The organism is Paraburkholderia steynii, from assembly GCF_900100565.1.
GTDB lineage: Bacteria > Pseudomonadota > Gammaproteobacteria > Burkholderiales > Burkholderiaceae > Paraburkholderia > Paraburkholderia terrae.
In genome coordinates this window covers 166,345-181,406 of the sequence record NZ_FNDI01000004.1, presented here as the reverse complement: position 1 = coordinate 181,406, position 15,062 = coordinate 166,345, and the positions used below count along the sequence as shown (strand labels likewise).

Sequence of the window (15,062 nt, the reverse complement as noted above, 5' to 3'; positions counted from 1 at the left end):
GTCATGTCAGCCGCACATACGCCGTTCATCGCCAGGCGGTTTCGCGAGGACCTCTTCCCGTGGGCCATCGCGCTCGCCACCGGCCTCGAGTATTTCGACAACACGATTTTCTCGTTCTTCACCAGCACCATCGCGGGCGGCATCAATGCATCGACGGATGAACTCGTGTGGTCGTCGAGCGCGTATGCCGTCGCTTCCGTGCTCGCCATTCTTCAGCAGCAGTGGTGGGTCGAGCGGGTCGGCTACAGGCGCTATATCGGCGGATGCCTGTTGTTGTTCGCGGCGGCCTCGGCTGCGGCGGCGCTGAGCGAATCGTCGATCGAACTGGCCTTCGCGCGCGGCGCGCAGGGCTATTTCATCGGCCCGATGATGAGCGCGTGCCGCATTCTCATTCAGACGAACTTCCCGCCGCAGCGGCGCTCGTCGGCGGTGCGCGCGTTCCTCGGCATGATCCTGCTGGCGAGCGCGCTCGCGCCGCTCGTGGGCGGCTACCTGGTCGCTTCGTTCGACTGGCGCGCACTCTTCACCTGCACGACGCTCGCGGCCGTCGGCCTTGCGCTCCTCGTGCTGCTGGTCGTGCCGCCTGCGGGCAAGCTGCATCCCGAAGCGCGCGGCGATGCGCACTTCTGGCCGTATATCGTCTTTGCGTTCGCGCAGGGCGCGTTGCAGATCGCGATGCAACAGGTACGGTTCGAACTGTTCTTCAGTTCGCCCATGCTGGTTGGACTGACGGTGGCGGGATTGCTGTCGCTTGGCTGGTTCGCGTGGCATCAATGGCATCAGCCCGCTCCCCTCGTGCGGCTTCATGCATTGCGCGAACGGACGTTCCAGACGGGAATCGCGCTGTACGTGATGTTCTACTACATCAGCAATGCGATGAGCTATCTGGTCTCGCGCTTTCTCGAAGGCGGACTTCGATATCCCGTCGAGAACGCGGGGCGGCTGGTCGGCCTCACATCGTTTGGGTCGCTGGCCGTCGCGTTCCTCTATTTCCGCGTGTCGCCCCTCATCAAGCACAAGCGATGGCTGATCGTCCCCGGCTTTCTGATCGCCGCGCTGATCGGTGCCTGGATGGCGAGCATGCCGCCCGACGTCAGCATGCCGTGGCTGTTGCCGCCGCTTCTGCTGCGCGGCCTGCTGCTCGTGTTCATCGTATTGCCCGTCGCCAATCTAACGTTTCGCATCTTCGCGATCGAAGAGTACAACCATGGTTACCGCCTCAAGAACATGGTCAAGCAATTGACCTACTCGTTCTCGACAGCGACGATCATTATTCTCGAACAGCACCGTGAGGCCGTCCACGAGACACGCCTGACCGAGTTCGTAAATCCGTTCAATCCGGTGTTCCAGAACTCCTTCGAGAGCCTGACACGCGCATTCGAAGGGCTGGGCCATACGGCGGGCGACGCGAAGGGCCTGGCGCTCGTCGAGATCAGCCGCGTCGTCTCGCAACAGGCGAGCTTTCTGAGTTCATTGGACGGCTTTTACTTCCTTATCGTCATCGCCCTTTGCGGCGGCCTCTTTGCGCTCTACCAGCGGCAAATCGATTGATCGCGTATTCTGCAAAGCGTCATCAACATTGATTGCAGATTTGCAGTGCGCAAGCTTGAAGAAGGTGCGCGGCGCGCACTGTGGAGCGTTTGACAAGTGGATACTCTCACCAACATGCGGATCTTCGCTCGCGTAGCGGAGGAAGGCAGCTTTACGGGCGCTGCGCAGCGCATGAACGTCACGGTGCCCGCCGTATCGCGCGCCGTCTCTTCGCTCGAAGCGTATCTGCGCACGCGCCTGTTGAACCGCAGCACCCGCAAGGTCGTGCTGACGGAAGCGGGGCATCGTTACCTGCAGCGCTGCGAGCAGATTCTCGCCTTCGTCGATCAGGCCGAAGCCGAGGCCGCCGATGCGCAGGTCCGTCCCACCGGCCAGTTGCGCGTGCATGCGACGTCGAGCTTCGGTCAAACCTATGTCACGCCCGTTATCGTTCGCTACCGGCAGCGCTATCCGTCCGTCTCCATCGAGTTGACGCTGTCGCAGCATATGCCCGACATCATCGACGAAGGGTATGACGTGAGCGTCCAGTTGAGCGTCGAGGAATTGCCCGATTCAAGCCTCGTCGCGCAGCGGCTCGGCACGGTGCATAGCGTGCTATGCGCAGCGCCCGCGTACTTGCGCGAGCACGGCATGCCGCGCGACGTTCATGAACTGACGCAGCACGCATGCTTCCAGTTCGTCTCCCCCGTCTATCCCACCGACCGCTGGTTGCTCGAAGGACCGGACGGCATCGAGACCGTGCATCTGCAGGCCGGGGGTTTTCGCATCAACTCGGCGGACGGGCTTGCCGTCGCGTTGAAAGAAGGCATCGGTATCGGCGCGGTGCCGATGTCGACGGCCGTGTCGGCGCTGCGCGACGGATCGCTCATACGCGTGCTGCCCGACTACCACTTGCAGCCGCTCTCGGCTTACGCGCTTTACACGTCGCGCCGCTATCTCGACGCGAAGATCAAGACCTTCGTCGAGTTTCTAAGGGACGAGATTCCACAGATGCTCAGCGCGTCCGCAGCAAACCTGCGCGACATGAAGCAGGCGCACGCCGATGCGTGAGTGTGGCGTCGGACTCAACTCTCCCAATACCCTTTCTGATTGAAAACGGCCGTGTAAAAGTCGATAAAGGTCCGCACCTTCGACGACACGGTTTTCTTTCGCGGATACACAGCCCATATCGCCGGCGCCGCGCGGGTCGGCTGAACGTCCCACTCTGGCAAAAGATGCACGAGCTTGCCGTCGCGCAGCGCGGTGCCGATCGCCCACGTCGGCAGCAATGCGACGCCGCGCCCTGCGAGCGCCACCGCGATCAACGCCTCGACGTCGTCGACACGCAGCCGGCCATGCAGTTGCACAGCCGTTTCCACGGGCTTTGCGCCGCGCGCACGATGAAAGAAAAGCCAGCGGTCGTCAGCCGCCAGCGGCGAGCGCAGCGCCGTGTGCGTCGCGAGATCGTCCGGCGCGGCGGGCGTGCCGTGTTGCGCGACATAAGCCGGGCTCGCGCACACGATGCGCCGTTGCACCGCGAGCTGACGCGCCATCAATTGCGAGTCGGGCAATACGCCGATGCGGATCGCGAGATCGATGCCGGAGTCGATGACGTTGATCGTGTCGTCGGTCATCACGGCATCGACGTCGATCTTCGGATAGCGGTCCATGAATTCAGGCAGATGCCGTATCACGTGCCGCAGTCCGAATGAGCGCGGCATCGTCACGCGTAGCAGCCCGCGCGGCGACGTATTCAGCGAAGAGGTGATTTCGCGCGCATCGTCCAGCGTCTTGATGACGACCATGGCATGCTCGCGAAACACCCGGCCGCCTTCCGTCAGCACGAGACCGCGCGTGGACCGGTTGAACAGCGCAATGCCGAGATCGCGTTCGAGTTCGCTGACGTAGCGCGATACCGTCGACGTCTTCACGTCGATGCGATTCGCCGCCTTGCTGAAGCTCCCCAATTCGGCGGCAAAAAGAAATGCACGTATGGCAGAAAAGTAATCCATGTGAATGCCGCGTTCCGAATGAAAAGCCGCGCCCAGTGTATTGCAACGCCTCGCTCGAAGTTATCCCCTTTCTGCAAAGCTGATTTCCGGTCAGCGTGATTCTGTCACACGAATCGCGTTCCTATAGTTGAGTCAACGCCGTTGCACCGGGCTTCAGTTGTGATGAGCCGCCGCGACGACGCTTCCCGCGCGAGAAGCGCTCACCCTCACTCAGGAATTCAGTCATGTTGGATAAGACCGCCCTGTCGACGCTGCAATTCGACGATCAAGCCGTGACACTCGACGCCGAGTACTTCGAATACACCTCGTCGGCCAATCCCATCGGCGCGAAGCTGATTTCACGCGTGCCGTACCGCACGTTTCCCGCGTCGCTGTACGACAGCGGGCCGACGCGCATGGTGCCGCTCGATCTGTCCGCCGAACTCGGATGCGACTATCCGGCGACGGGCCCTGGCCTGATGGCGAACTTCTTGCGCATCGTCGCGGGCGAATCGCTGACGGTCCATCCGAAGGCGACGTCGCAAGTGTTCTATGTGCTGGATGGCTCCGGCTCGGTCACGCAGAAAGACACGGCATTCCGCTTCGGGCAAGGCGATTTCTTCTCGCTGCCGGGCGGCGCCCAGGCACTGCTGGCCGCCGATTCGACGGCGCGCCTGTACTACGTCAACGATGCTCCGCTGCTCGCTTACCTCGGTGTCGACGTGTCGCGTGCGCGCTTCCAGCCGACGCTCTATCCGGCTGCGCGCGCGAGAGCCGAGCTCGAAAAGGTTGCGCGCGCACCGGGCGCGGCGCAACGCAATCGCGTGAGCGTGCTGCTCGGCAACCGCCTGTTCCCGCAGACCCGCACGGTCACGCATTCGATGTGGGCGATGTTCGGTGTCGTCACGCCGAACAGCATGCAGAAGCCGCACCGGCATCAATCGATTGCCCTCGACTTCATTCCCGACTGCAAGCCGGGCGTCTATACGCTGGTCGGCACCGAAGTGAATGCGCAAGGCAATATCGTCGATCCCGTGCGCGTCGACTGGACGCCAGGCATGGCGTTCGTGACGCCGCCGGGCTACTGGCACGCGCACTTCAACGAGTCGGACGACTTCGCGTATGTGATTCCTCTGCAGGATGCAGGCTTGCAGACCTATTTGCGCTCGCTCGATATCCGCTTCGCGAGTTGATATGACGTTATGGGGTTTCGGGCGTCGAAAAGCGCCCGAATCTCTGCAAGTCTTCTGCCAGAAGCACGCCCAATAACCGCGCGATATGAGCGGCAGCGCACTGAACGATTACGCGCGGGACGTTATTCTCGCGAAGTTCACCACGAACCGCGCCGACGTCTCCGGCGCGGCCTTCGCTTTGGCACGCGTCGTCCAACCGCCATCACGGTCGCCACCCATGCAAAAGCAAGCCGTCAACTATGCACTGGTTCTCGCCTGCGGGTGCGCAGCGGCGATCGACACATTCGGCGCGGATTCGATCGGCGTCGTCAAGACGGTCAAAGGCTCGGTTCATATCGAGCGCACCGCGCAAAGCGTGGACGCCGCCGTCGGCAGCGAGGTGTTCAAAAGCGACCGCATCGTGACGGGCCCCGCGTCTTCCGTCGGCATCACGCTGCGCGACAACACGCTGCTTTCCGAGGGCTCGAGTTCGGTGCTGGAACTCAACCAGTTCGCCTTCGATACCACCACCCATGACGGCACGCTCGACGCGACGATCCGGCGCGGATCGCTCGCGGTCGTCGACGGCAAGCTGGCGAAGGCCCATCCGGAAGCGGTGCGTTTCAGCACGCCGACCACGACGCTCGGCGTGCGCGGCACCGAATTCATCATCGAGGTCGGCGACGGGGAGAACGGGCGTTGAGGCCCGCGGCACTGCGCCGAAGGCTCACCTGGTGCGCAACCTGCGCGACGCTGGCGTTCGTTTCCGCATGTAGCTCGACGCCCGACAAGATCACCTTGCTGCCCGATCCGGACGGCACGGTCGGCAGCGTCGTCGTGCGCAGCGGTAACAAGACGCAAGTCATCGACAAGGCTTACGCGACGGCCGAAGTCGCAAAAGGCGGCGCGATCGAGCAGACCGCGACCACTCCGGCCAATGTCGAAGCGCGCTATGGCGACGTGCTCGCCGCGCAGCCGCCGCGTCCGAAGACCTTCACGATCAACTTCCTGTTCGACTCGGCCACGGAACTCGCGCCGCAGTCCAATGCCACCGTCCAGCAACTGAAAGCGGCGCTCGCGACCTGGCCCGCGCCGCATCTCACCGTCGTGGGTCATACGGACCTGGCGGGCTCGCAGGAATACGACGACAAGCTGTCGCTGCAGCGCGCGCAGACCGTCGCGAAGTTCCTCGTCAAGGCGGGCATCCCGGCGAAAGAAATCGAAACGGCGGGACGCGGCAAGCGCGAGCCGCTCGTGCATACGGCGGATGGCGTCCCTAACCAGATGAATCGGCGCGTCGTCATTACAATCCAGTGATCCGGGTGATCCGTCACTGCGCCTGTCACGGGCATTGATCTGCCGCTGCCGACATGAAACGCTTTCGCGACTACTCATGGCTGGTGTTTTTCATGAAGCTGATGAGGGCGGGACAAGGACGCCCCGTCGCGCTCGCGGTGCTGCTCGGCCTGAGTCTGCTGAATCTGTACAGTGAATCGCCCGGCGTGATTCCGCGACCGGCGCTCTTCGACAAGCTCGACGACATGGTGCCCGATACGTTCGGCACGGCGCGGCAACTGCTATTCGATCACTACCAGCGCCGCTTCCCACGCATTCCGGCCTCGCAGCCTGTGACCATCGTCGCGATCGACGACCGGACGCTGGCGGCCGTCGGTCAATGGCCGTGGCCGCGCAACCGGCTGGCGAACCTCGTCGATGCGATCGCGGCGCAAAAGCCGCTCGCGATCGGCCTCGACATCTACATGCCCGAGGCCGATCAGACCTCGCCCGACAAGGTCGCCGACAACCTGCCCGATTCGGCCGCCGCGCTCGCGGCCGGCTTGCGCGCGCTGCCTCGCCACGAGACCACGCTCGCGAACGCGCTGCGCGCCGCGCCTTCGGTTCTCGGTGCCGCCGCCGTCGATCACCCCGCTTTCGACACCAGCACCGACCTGCGCAGCGCGCCGATTCTCGTGCATGGCGTCGACCCGCTGAACCGGGTGAAGCGGTACACCTACGTGCTCGCGAGCCTGCCGGAATTGCAGGCGGCGGCGCACGGACAGGCGATGCTGAATGTCGCGCTCGAACAGGGCACCGTCCGGCGCATTCCTCTCATCCTCGGGTTGGGCGACAAGCTCGTGCCGTGCATGCCCATCGAAATACTGCGCGTCGTCACGGGCTCGGCGGCCGTCGATGTGTATGCGGACACGGCGGGCATGCAGTCAGTCGGCGTCGCGGATGTGCAGGTGCCTACGCAGCCCGACGGCGACATCTGGCTGCATTTCGCGTCGATACGCTCGACACAGCATCGCTACGTCTCCGCGCGCGACGTTCTGCAAGGCCAGGTCGATCCCGAACGCTTTCATAACAAGCTGGTGCTGGTCGGGCTGACTGGAACAGGCAATACCGACATGCGCACGACCGCGCTAGGCGAACTGGTGCCGGGCATCGAGATTCAGGCTCAGATCATCGAGACGATTTTCGACGGGCGTTTCCTGCGCCGCCCTGTCTGGCTCAAGTGGGCCGAGACGATCTTCGTGCTCGCGTTCGGGATTCTGATCATCTGGTATCTGCCGCATACCGATTCGCGTCTTGCGGCATTCGTGCGGGCCGTGCCGAAAGCGTCCGCGGTCCTCGGCTTGCTGCTCAACCTGCTGTTGCTCGCGAGTTGTCTGCTGCTGTTCAAATACTTCGGCTTGCTCGTCGACGCAGCGTCGATTTTCATCATCCTGTCTGCAGTGATGGGCTGCTTTTTTTCGACCGCATTGCTCGACCTGGGCGTGCAAACCAGGCGAGAAGCGAAGCGCCGGCGAGCCGGCGCTCCGCGATCTGCGGATCAGATTCCGCGATAGACCGGACCCTGGCTATCGGCAGGTGCGCGGCGGCCGGACTGCGTGGTCATCGCTTCGTCGCCGCCGACGCCGGCGCGCTTTTCGTCCATCATGCCGGCCTGGGCTGCTTCTGCCGCGAGTGTTTGAGCGCTTTGGCCAGCCTGCGAAGCCGGTGCGCCGACATCCGGACGATAGTAAGGCGCAGGACCGTAACCGCTTGCGAAAGCGGGTGCTGCCAGCGACGCCGAGCTTGCGATGAGCAAAGTAACGATGAGTTTCGATTTCATAAGGACTCCAATTAAATCAACGAACGGATCGACGCGCAAGGACGATGTCCATTGCGTCGTGTCGTGTTCAATGTTGATGGGACGATGTGCAGGGCCGTCATGCGGCACGCTGCCAAAGAGGCTCAAACGAACAACACTTTCCAGGAATCTGAGCAATGCTGTTGACGCCGTGGCGGCCTCGCCAAGCTGGCCGTCGTTGTGCCCGCGGCTACCAATGCAGGGGTTGTGCCAGCGGCGCTATATTTGCCGCCGGTTGCCGTCAGGTAGTTGAAAACAAACAGAATTACTGCATTGAAAAGCGAATCCGTTCGACGCGTAAGGCGTCATATTGTCGGGCCGCTACCAACTGTTCTCTACTTGATGTACGTGGTCGCCCAACAGAATGCACTCGCAGCACTACGACGTCTTTAACGAAGCACTGAATGACACGCTGACGCCGCACGACAGGATGAAAGCAATTGGGCCGCGAAACACGACGCTCGATGCGTGCGCGTATCGCGGCCCATATCAGCCACCCTGCGTCGACCCTGGATGTATTCTGCAGTGCGGAACACACGTCGCGCACCGCCTTTTGAACCATACAGCACTATCCCCGCGCGCAGCGCCCGTTATTCGTCACACGTCGCGAGCGCCGACTGCTGATCGACACTGCACACCGTCCCGCCATTCGCTTCGTTTGCACCTGAGTTGCCACGCATCCACGCACGGTACTCAATTGGGGACTTGCCCACGCACCGGCGAAACAGCTTGCCAAGTCTATCGCCGTTGGTCAGTCCAACGCGTCGTGCCACTTTGTCCGCAGGCAGCGAAGTCTCCACGAGCAACTGGCACGCACGCTCGAGCCTGACTCGTTGCAAATACTCCGACGGCGACGCGCCTATGTATGTCTGAAAGTTGCGTAGCAGTGTCCGTTGGCTCATCGCGCAGGCTTCGGCGGCGTCGTTCACGCTGACGGCGCGATGGCAGTTGTCCTGTAGCCACCGTGCCGCTGCGCGAATTCGCTCCCCCGCCGTATTGGTTGTCTCTACGGACGGCGAAAGCCATTCGCCTGAATCCACGAACGATGTGCGGCGCAGCGCTTCGTGCGCGATCGATTCGCCGAAATCTGCGCGGATAACTTCGAATGCCGCCTTGACCGCATTACCCAGTTGCGCCCTTCGACGGCGCGCCTGTTCGTATCCGCTGACCGTGCCTTGATCGTCGGTTCCGTTCGATGTTTCGAAGCCTGCTGTGAGGAACTTGATGCGCGCACCATTGGCCTTCATCCGTTGCAGCCAGCCGCCTAATGAAGGCGTATCGCAGGTCGCCCTCGAATGCGTCCTACCGGCGACGAACACATGAGCGAACGTTTCGTCACCGTTCTTCGGCAATTCATCTGTCGAGACGAACAGCGAGCGATCGCATTTGACATGTCCACCCGCTTCGGACAGAAATCGCATCTCGTATCTTTTCGAAGTCTCGCTCATCGCCATCGAGCACGCGCATTCAAGCGCCTCGGCGATGGCGCCTATCCCTAGCAGATCGCACGATTCGGTGAGTACGAAAGCGATACGTTGTGTGGTCGATGCCGCGCTGATCTGCTTGTGTAGTATCCATTGCAAGTTGTTCTCGACGAACATGGTCTCTCCCGCGTGCTGTGTGAGTGGCATGCCTGCGCATGCAATGACTTCTAAGACGATCGTTTAAGGCGTTCGCTTAAACGCGAACGGAAAATCGGCTCGTGACTCGAGCTCAGCCCGACGCCGAAGGGTTATCTGTCTGAAGGTTGGTGCGAGGTCACTGCGCAGGAGCGCTGCGTCGAACATCGTCGCCTCCGGCCTAACGGTTGTAGTGACGTGTGTTGTCCTGGACCCATCGGCTGGAGTTGCTTCACCCCTTCACAATGGGCATTCAATGCATGGCGCATTGAAAGAGCAGCATCCATGCCACACGGATAAATGGCATGGAGACGGAGGTTTTGAAGATTGCGTGCTCAGCGTTTTGAAGATTTGGCTTGTAGAGTGCGCAAACTCGCGGAGCCGAATTTGTCAAATCGGCAAGTTTTTCATTCGATGAGAGAGCGTTGCACTTGCCTGCAACTCTTGCTCGATCGCGCGGATGACTCGCGACAAAGCTCATAAACGTGTCGTAGGAAAGATTCAAAGTGACGCCATCGACACACGCGGCTTACCCCTGCCCGCCATGGTGCCTTCGTTGCCGACCCATGCCCGCGTCTGTATCTTGAGATCGTGCATCGGCACACGCGACACCCATCGACCCGAGGACCACCCATGACCACTCCGGCAGACACGCCGCCCGCTTCACCCATCAGCACCGACGTGCTGATCATCGGCGCGGGACCCGTGGGGCTGTTCGCCGCGTTCGAGGCAGGCGTGATCGGCCTGTCGAGCCAGATCGTCGACAACATCGAGCGTGTGGGCGGGCAATGCATCGAGTTGTATCCGGACAAGCCGATCTACGACATTCCGGCAGTGCCCGTATGCACCGCGCGCGAACTGGTCGACCGGCTCGTCGAGCAAATCCGGCCCTTCGCTCCGCCGCTGCACCTCGGCCATCGTGTCGAAACGGTCGAGCGGCTCGACAATGGACACTGGCTCGCCAGCACCGATAAAGGACTGACATTCGAAGCAGCGGCCATTCTGATCGCGGGCGGCAACGGGTCGTTTGTCCCGCAGCGTTTGCTGCTCGAAGAGGCCGTGCCGCTCGAAGGCCGTCACGTTCACTACAGCGTCCCCAAACTCGACGACTTTGCCGGCAAGAAAGTGATCGTGGCGGGCGGCGGCGACTCCGCGCTCGACTGGGCATTGGCGCTGCGCACGGTTGCACAGCACGTGACGCTCGTGCATCGTCGCAATGGTTTCAGCGCGGCGGACTCCAGCGTCGCCAACATGCGCCGCGCAGTCGAAGCGCGCGAGATGGATTTCGCGGTCGGCACGATCGCGAGTCTGAGCGCACCCAATGGGCAACTCCAATCAGTCGAAATCCGGCAAGCTGAAGGCTCTGCGCATCTTGAAGCCGATCACGTGCTGGTGTTGTTCGGTCTCGTAGCCGACCTCGGTCCAATTGCGAAGTGGGGAATCGAAGTACAAGGCGGACGCATCACGGTCGACACGTCGAACTACGAAAGCACGTGTCCCGGCATCTTTGCGGCAGGCGATATCGCGGGCTATCCGAACAAGCAGAAGTTGATTCTTTCGGGCTTTCACGAGGCGTCGCTCGCGCTTCGAAAGGCGTACAACTACGCGTTCCCCGACAAGAAACGCGTGCATATCCATTCGAGCTATGACGCGAAGCTGGCAGAGCGCGTCGCCGCGTCTCACGCGTAGCAGACAGATCGCCTTTGCCGCGACGGGATGCGCGTCGCGCTTCGTGTATAAAGGAGGAAGCCAGAACCAACGGAGCGCTCCGTGTCCGAAACGCCGCCGTCAAGCACGAACCCAAACACCGAAGACTTGCGTTCATCCACGTGGCGTCGCGCCACACCGTGGGCCATCGGCGCCGCGGTCGTCCTGTTGCTCATCATCCTGTTCGCCGTGTTCAGTACGTCGCGCAGAAGCCCGGACGAACGGGCACTGGGCGAACTGGGATTCATCAAGGCCACCTGCAGTAACAGCGACGGTTCTGCCGCACCACCCGATTCCACCTGCCTGGCCTTGCGGGCAAAGCCGACGTTGACGGCATCCGAAGTCGCGGCCGCGATTCCGCACCTGAAGGATTCAGACCGCAAGATCGAACTGAACCTCGCCAATACGCAAATCGACAACCTCGATCCGCTGAAAGAACTGGATACGCTGGATTCGCTCGACCTGACGGACACGCCCGTCTGGAACATCGATGCACTCAAAGACATGCATTCGCTAAAGCGGCTCGTACTCCATCGCACGGATGTAGAGAACATCGCCGCGCTTAAAGGGCTGACCGGTCTACAATCGCTCACCCTCTGGGATACGCGGGTCTCGAATCTCGATGCGCTAAAGAGTCTGACTGACCTTCGGCAACTCGACCTGCGCGACACCCAGGTTCGGGATCTCGATCCGCTCGAAGACCTGCCTCATCTGGAAACACTGAAACTCGGCGGCGCGCGGAATGTGCGTGACATCGATGCGCTCGGCCAGCTCACTGCCCTCAAAACACTCGACCTCAACGAGACACAGATCGACAGCATCGCGGCGTTGAAGAAGCTGCGCGACATGCAAGCGCTTTACCTTGCGAACACGCCGCTGCGCGACATCGACGTGATAAAGGGCATGCCGTCGCTGAAGACGCTCGTGCTGGACGGCTCCAAGGTCGACGATATCGACGGCGTGCGCGGCTTGCGCCAACTGGATACGCTCGTGCTCGCCCGCACGCAAGTGACCAGCATCGACGCGTTGAAGGATCTGACCGCGCTGCAAAGACTGAATCTCGCCGACACCCGCGTCGAGAACATCGACGCGCTAAAAGACCTGAAAAGCCTGCGCATGCTCAACCTTTTCCGCACGAGAGTTCGCAATATCGATTCGCTGAAAAGTTTGACGAATTTGCAGGAGCTGTATCTCGCGAACACCCCTGTCGAAGATGTCGACGTGCTGAAGGGCCTCACCGGATTGCGCGAACTCGTTCTCTATGGGACCAAGGCCAGGAACGTCGACGAACTCAAGGCGGCGCTGCCGAAAACGCGCATCGTGTGGTGAGCATTCGACATTTTCGCAACAGGTGCGCAAGGTCACACAGTAGCAGCCTGGTTTTTGATAGTCTTTATCCGACAGCACGCGTGACGTTTAAGCGCGCGCTGGCAGAGAAATTCGACCAGGTGTTTGAGTACCGGAGGGTACGCTCATGCTTAACTGGCTTGCAAACCTGATTTCCCATCACGCCCCGACTCCAGAAAAGCAGGCCGAGCGGGCCTTGAGCGAGCTTCGAATGGGTCTTTTCCAGGCGGAGCAACGGGTTCTGGACGCGCAGTTGCAAGCCGACTATTACCGATCCCGCATCGCGTTCTGCGAACAGGTTGCAAAAGCGGGCATCGAGCTGGTATCCGACCGCCGCAAAATCCCGCAGGAGGTCGCTGTCGACAGTTCGCGGCCAAGCCTGAAGCTCACAGCCGCGCAATAGCGGCGGCGGGTGTACACGGTTGCACGGTTGCGCCACTGCGCGCGCCGCCGTCATTTGCATGATGAGCGTCAGGAATACGGCGTGCCGTCCTTGTGCAGGAAACGGCCGTCGCTGCTGGGGCTCATCATGTCGATGTCGGAGCAGGTGATGACATCCGCGGCCGAACGCGAACCGACTTCGAGGTAAAGAGCCGTCACGTTCGACCTGTTGATCATGTGATGGCCATTTCCGGAGTTCTTCGGAAAGGCTGCGCAATCGCCCGCGCGCAAAACCGTTTCGCCGCCGTCTTCGATCAGCGTCAGCTCGCCTTCGAGCACGAAGACGAACTCGTCTTCAGCCGAGTGCCAATGGCGCTGGCTCGACCAGTTGCCCGGCGGCAGGCGCATGAGGTTCACGCCAAAATCGACCAGTCCGCCAGCGTCGCCCAGCCGCCGGCGAATACGTTCGGCACTGCGCGCGGCATACGGCTGCGGATAACCCGTGCCTTGAAGTTCCGGTACGTCGGCAATGTCGATTTTGGGCATGCAAGACTCCGTCGATCCACGCGAACAGCCCATTCAAACACGGCATCCCCGATTGTTGTGGCATTGTTCGCTCTCAGCCCTTCAGCACGAAAGGCCTCTTTTGCAGATTGCGCGCGGTCATCGTACGATCGCGTACCGCTGCGTACGCCTCCCACCCGACTCATGAAAGACTCGCCATCACGCTCAGGTTCACTCGGGCCGCTGCCTTATGTCGTCGCCGCGACCTTCTTCATGGAGTATCTCGACACCACGATCATCGCCACGGCCCTGCCGGCGATGGCGCGCTCGTTCGGCACCAGCCCGAACGCGCTCAGCCTCGGCATGAGCGCCTATATGATCGCGCTCGCGATCTTCATTCCGGCAAGCGGCTGGGTCGCGGACCGCTTCGGCTCCCGCAGCGTGTTCTTCTCGGCCATCGTCACGTTCACGCTCGCGTCGTTGCTGTGCGGCATTTCGCAGAACGTGGTCGAATTTACCGCTGCACGTGTGCTGCAGGGCGTCGGCGGCGCGCTGATGGTGCCAGTGGGACGGCTAACGGTGGTACGCAGCATCGACCGGAAGCAACTGATGCAGGCAATTTCAACGATCACCTGGCCGGGCATCGTCGCGCCCGTGATCGGACCGCCCGTAGGCGGTTTCATCACGACCTACGCGTCGTGGCGCTGGATCTTCCTGCTCAACCTGCCCGTCTGTCTCGTCGTGCTCATCGCCGTGCTCAAGTGGGTGCCGAATCTGCGCAGCGCCGAACGCCGCCCCTTCGACGCGCTCGGCCTCGTGCTGAGCGGCGCGGCGCTGACGGCCATTCTGTACGGCGCCGATGTGGCGAGCCAGCCGGACATGAATCCCCTCGTCGGACTCGGCATCATCGCCCTCGGGCTCGTGATCGGCGCCATCGCGTTCTATCAGGCGCGCCGCCAGCGGCATCCGCTGATCGACGTCACCACGCTGAAGATCCCGACGTTCTCCGTGACGGTCGTCACAGGCACGCTGACGCGCATCGGCATTGGCGCGGTGCCGTATCTGATGCCCTTGCTGTTCCAGATCGGCTTCGGATTGTCGGCGTTCAAATCGGGCTTGCTGCTGCTTGTCAGCGCAACGGGCAATCTCGGCATGAAAGCGCTCACGACACGGATCCTGCGGCGCTATGGTTTCAGGCGCGTTGCGATAGCCGGCAGCGCGGTATGCGGCGTGTTCACCATCGCGTGTGGCGTGCTGACGCCTGCGTCGCCGCTCGCGTGGGTACTGGTGGTCGTGTTCATCTACGGGCTCGCGCGTTCGCTACAGTTTTCCACGCTGGCCACGCTCGCCTACGCGGACGTGCCCTCCGAACAGACGAGCGCGGCCAACACGCTGTGGAATGCGGCGGCTCAGATGAGTATCGGTCTTGGGATCGCCTTCGGCGCGCTGGCGCTGCGCGCGGCAGCGGCCGTCAACGGCTCGGGCGGTGGTCAGGGACATGTGTTCACGCTCGATGACTTCCGCTTCGCGTTCCTGTGCGCGGGCGCGTTGACGATTGCGTCGGTGTACGGCTATGTAAGGCTCGCCCGCGATGCCGGACACAGGCTGAGTGCTGCGTCGCGTTAGAGACATACCTCAGTTTCAGCACACATCGAGCATAAAGCGGATTTTTATGCTC

General features: G+C 61.9%; 14 protein-coding genes. 10 read left to right on the top strand and 4 right to left on the bottom strand.

Going from position 1 to position 15,062, the window contains the following annotated elements; all coding sequences use genetic code 11:
* Positions 1-3 precede the first annotated feature (3 nt).
* Positions 4-1,551, top strand: a complete 1,548-nt coding sequence (locus BLT65_RS09610) for an MFS transporter (protein ID WP_091777275.1) — start codon at positions 4-6, stop codon at positions 1,549-1,551.
* 96 nt (positions 1,552-1,647) lie between these two features.
* The gene (locus tag BLT65_RS09605) at positions 1,648-2,601 is read left to right on the top strand and encodes a LysR family transcriptional regulator (RefSeq protein ID WP_091777273.1); all 954 of its coding nucleotides are present in this window, start codon (positions 1,648-1,650) and stop codon (positions 2,599-2,601) included.
* 14 nt (positions 2,602-2,615) lie between these two features.
* Here BLT65_RS09605 and BLT65_RS09600 read toward each other — a convergent pair whose 3' ends face one another.
* A complete protein-coding gene (locus BLT65_RS09600; RefSeq protein WP_091777270.1) occupies positions 2,616-3,542 on the bottom strand; it encodes a LysR family transcriptional regulator in 927 nt (308 codons plus the stop codon).
* 224 nt (positions 3,543-3,766) lie between these two features.
* On the opposite strand from BLT65_RS09600, the gene BLT65_RS09595 reads away from it, so the two are divergent.
* From BLT65_RS09595 to BLT65_RS09580, 4 genes are all read left to right on the top strand, one after another.
* Positions 3,767-4,714 carry a cupin domain-containing protein gene (locus BLT65_RS09595; RefSeq protein WP_091777268.1) on the top strand — a complete coding sequence of 316 codons (948 nt, stop codon included), beginning with the start codon at positions 3,767-3,769 and terminating at the stop codon, positions 4,712-4,714.
* A 217-nt stretch (positions 4,715-4,931) separates the two neighbouring features.
* Positions 4,932-5,396 (top strand): FecR family protein, encoded by a 465-nt coding sequence (locus BLT65_RS09590; protein WP_091777664.1) that lies wholly within the window; start codon positions 4,932-4,934, stop codon positions 5,394-5,396.
* Positions 5,393-6,010: an OmpA family protein gene (locus BLT65_RS09585; protein ID WP_091777266.1), complete on the top strand. Its 618-nt coding sequence runs from the start codon at positions 5,393-5,395 to the stop codon at positions 6,008-6,010. Before BLT65_RS09590 ends, BLT65_RS09585 begins: the two co-directional genes overlap by 4 nt.
* A 53-nt stretch (positions 6,011-6,063) precedes the next feature.
* Positions 6,064-7,542 carry a CHASE2 domain-containing protein gene (locus BLT65_RS09580; RefSeq protein ID WP_091777264.1) on the top strand — a complete coding sequence of 493 codons (1,479 nt, stop codon included), beginning with the start codon at positions 6,064-6,066 and terminating at the stop codon, positions 7,540-7,542.
* On the opposite strand, the gene BLT65_RS09575 is transcribed toward BLT65_RS09580, so the two are convergent.
* Positions 7,527-7,808: a hypothetical protein gene (locus BLT65_RS09575; protein ID WP_091777662.1), complete on the bottom strand. Its 282-nt coding sequence runs from the start codon at positions 7,806-7,808 to the stop codon at positions 7,527-7,529. The genes BLT65_RS09580 and BLT65_RS09575 overlap by 16 nt on opposite strands.
* A 608-nt stretch (positions 7,809-8,416) precedes the next feature.
* Positions 8,417-9,427, bottom strand: a complete 1,011-nt coding sequence (locus BLT65_RS09570; RefSeq protein ID WP_091777262.1) for a helix-turn-helix domain-containing protein — start codon at positions 9,425-9,427, stop codon at positions 8,417-8,419.
* Between the two features lie 651 nt (positions 9,428-10,078).
* On the opposite strand from BLT65_RS09570, the gene BLT65_RS09565 reads away from it, so the two are divergent.
* The 3 genes from BLT65_RS09565 (at position 10,079) to BLT65_RS09555 (ending at position 12,902) form a co-directional block, all read left to right on the top strand.
* Complete coding sequence (locus BLT65_RS09565) at positions 10,079-11,134, top strand: NAD(P)/FAD-dependent oxidoreductase (protein ID WP_091777259.1); 1,056 nt, start codon at positions 10,079-10,081, stop codon at positions 11,132-11,134.
* A gap of 81 nt (positions 11,135-11,215) precedes the next feature.
* Entirely contained in the window at positions 11,216-12,481 is a 1,266-nt protein-coding gene (locus tag BLT65_RS09560) for a leucine-rich repeat domain-containing protein (protein WP_091777257.1), read from the top strand.
* A gap of 145 nt (positions 12,482-12,626) precedes the next feature.
* Positions 12,627-12,902, top strand: coding sequence for a hypothetical protein (locus BLT65_RS09555; RefSeq protein WP_042304542.1), 276 nt, complete (start codon positions 12,627-12,629; stop codon positions 12,900-12,902).
* Positions 12,903-12,970: 68 nt separating this feature from the next.
* On the opposite strand, the gene BLT65_RS09550 is transcribed toward BLT65_RS09555, so the two are convergent.
* Complete coding sequence (locus tag BLT65_RS09550; protein ID WP_091777255.1) at positions 12,971-13,426, bottom strand: cupin domain-containing protein; 456 nt, start codon at positions 13,424-13,426, stop codon at positions 12,971-12,973.
* Between the two features lie 162 nt (positions 13,427-13,588).
* Between BLT65_RS09550 and BLT65_RS09545 the strand changes: the two genes are divergently transcribed.
* Positions 13,589-15,010 (top strand): DHA2 family efflux MFS transporter permease subunit, encoded by a 1,422-nt coding sequence (locus tag BLT65_RS09545; protein ID WP_091777253.1) that lies wholly within the window; start codon positions 13,589-13,591, stop codon positions 15,008-15,010.
* Positions 15,011-15,062 lie beyond the last annotated feature (52 nt).

What these genes read in the sequence shown, in the direction of transcription:
- BLT65_RS09575 (WP_091777662.1), bottom strand. Translation starts at nt 7,808, where the DNA reads ATGAAATCGAAACTCATCGTTACTTTGCTCATCGCAAGCTCGGCGTCG.
- BLT65_RS09545 (WP_091777253.1), top strand. Translation starts at nt 13,589, where the DNA reads ATGAAAGACTCGCCATCACGCTCAGGTTCACTCGGGCCGCTGCCTTAT.
- BLT65_RS09580 (WP_091777264.1), top strand. Translation starts at nt 6,064, where the DNA reads ATGAAACGCTTTCGCGACTACTCATGGCTGGTGTTTTTCATGAAGCTG.
- BLT65_RS09610 (WP_091777275.1), top strand. Translation starts at nt 4, where the DNA reads ATGTCAGCCGCACATACGCCGTTCATCGCCAGGCGGTTTCGCGAGGAC.
- BLT65_RS09550 (WP_091777255.1), bottom strand. Translation starts at nt 13,426, where the DNA reads ATGCCCAAAATCGACATTGCCGACGTACCGGAACTTCAAGGCACGGGT.
- BLT65_RS09570 (WP_091777262.1), bottom strand. Translation starts at nt 9,427, where the DNA reads ATGTTCGTCGAGAACAACTTGCAATGGATACTACACAAGCAGATCAGC.
- BLT65_RS09590 (WP_091777664.1), top strand. Translation starts at nt 4,932, where the DNA reads ATGCAAAAGCAAGCCGTCAACTATGCACTGGTTCTCGCCTGCGGGTGC.
- BLT65_RS09555 (WP_042304542.1), top strand. Translation starts at nt 12,627, where the DNA reads ATGCTTAACTGGCTTGCAAACCTGATTTCCCATCACGCCCCGACTCCA.
- BLT65_RS09600 (WP_091777270.1), bottom strand. Translation starts at nt 3,542, where the DNA reads ATGGATTACTTTTCTGCCATACGTGCATTTCTTTTTGCCGCCGAATTG.
- BLT65_RS09565 (WP_091777259.1), top strand. Translation starts at nt 10,079, where the DNA reads ATGACCACTCCGGCAGACACGCCGCCCGCTTCACCCATCAGCACCGAC.
- BLT65_RS09595 (WP_091777268.1), top strand. Translation starts at nt 3,767, where the DNA reads ATGTTGGATAAGACCGCCCTGTCGACGCTGCAATTCGACGATCAAGCC.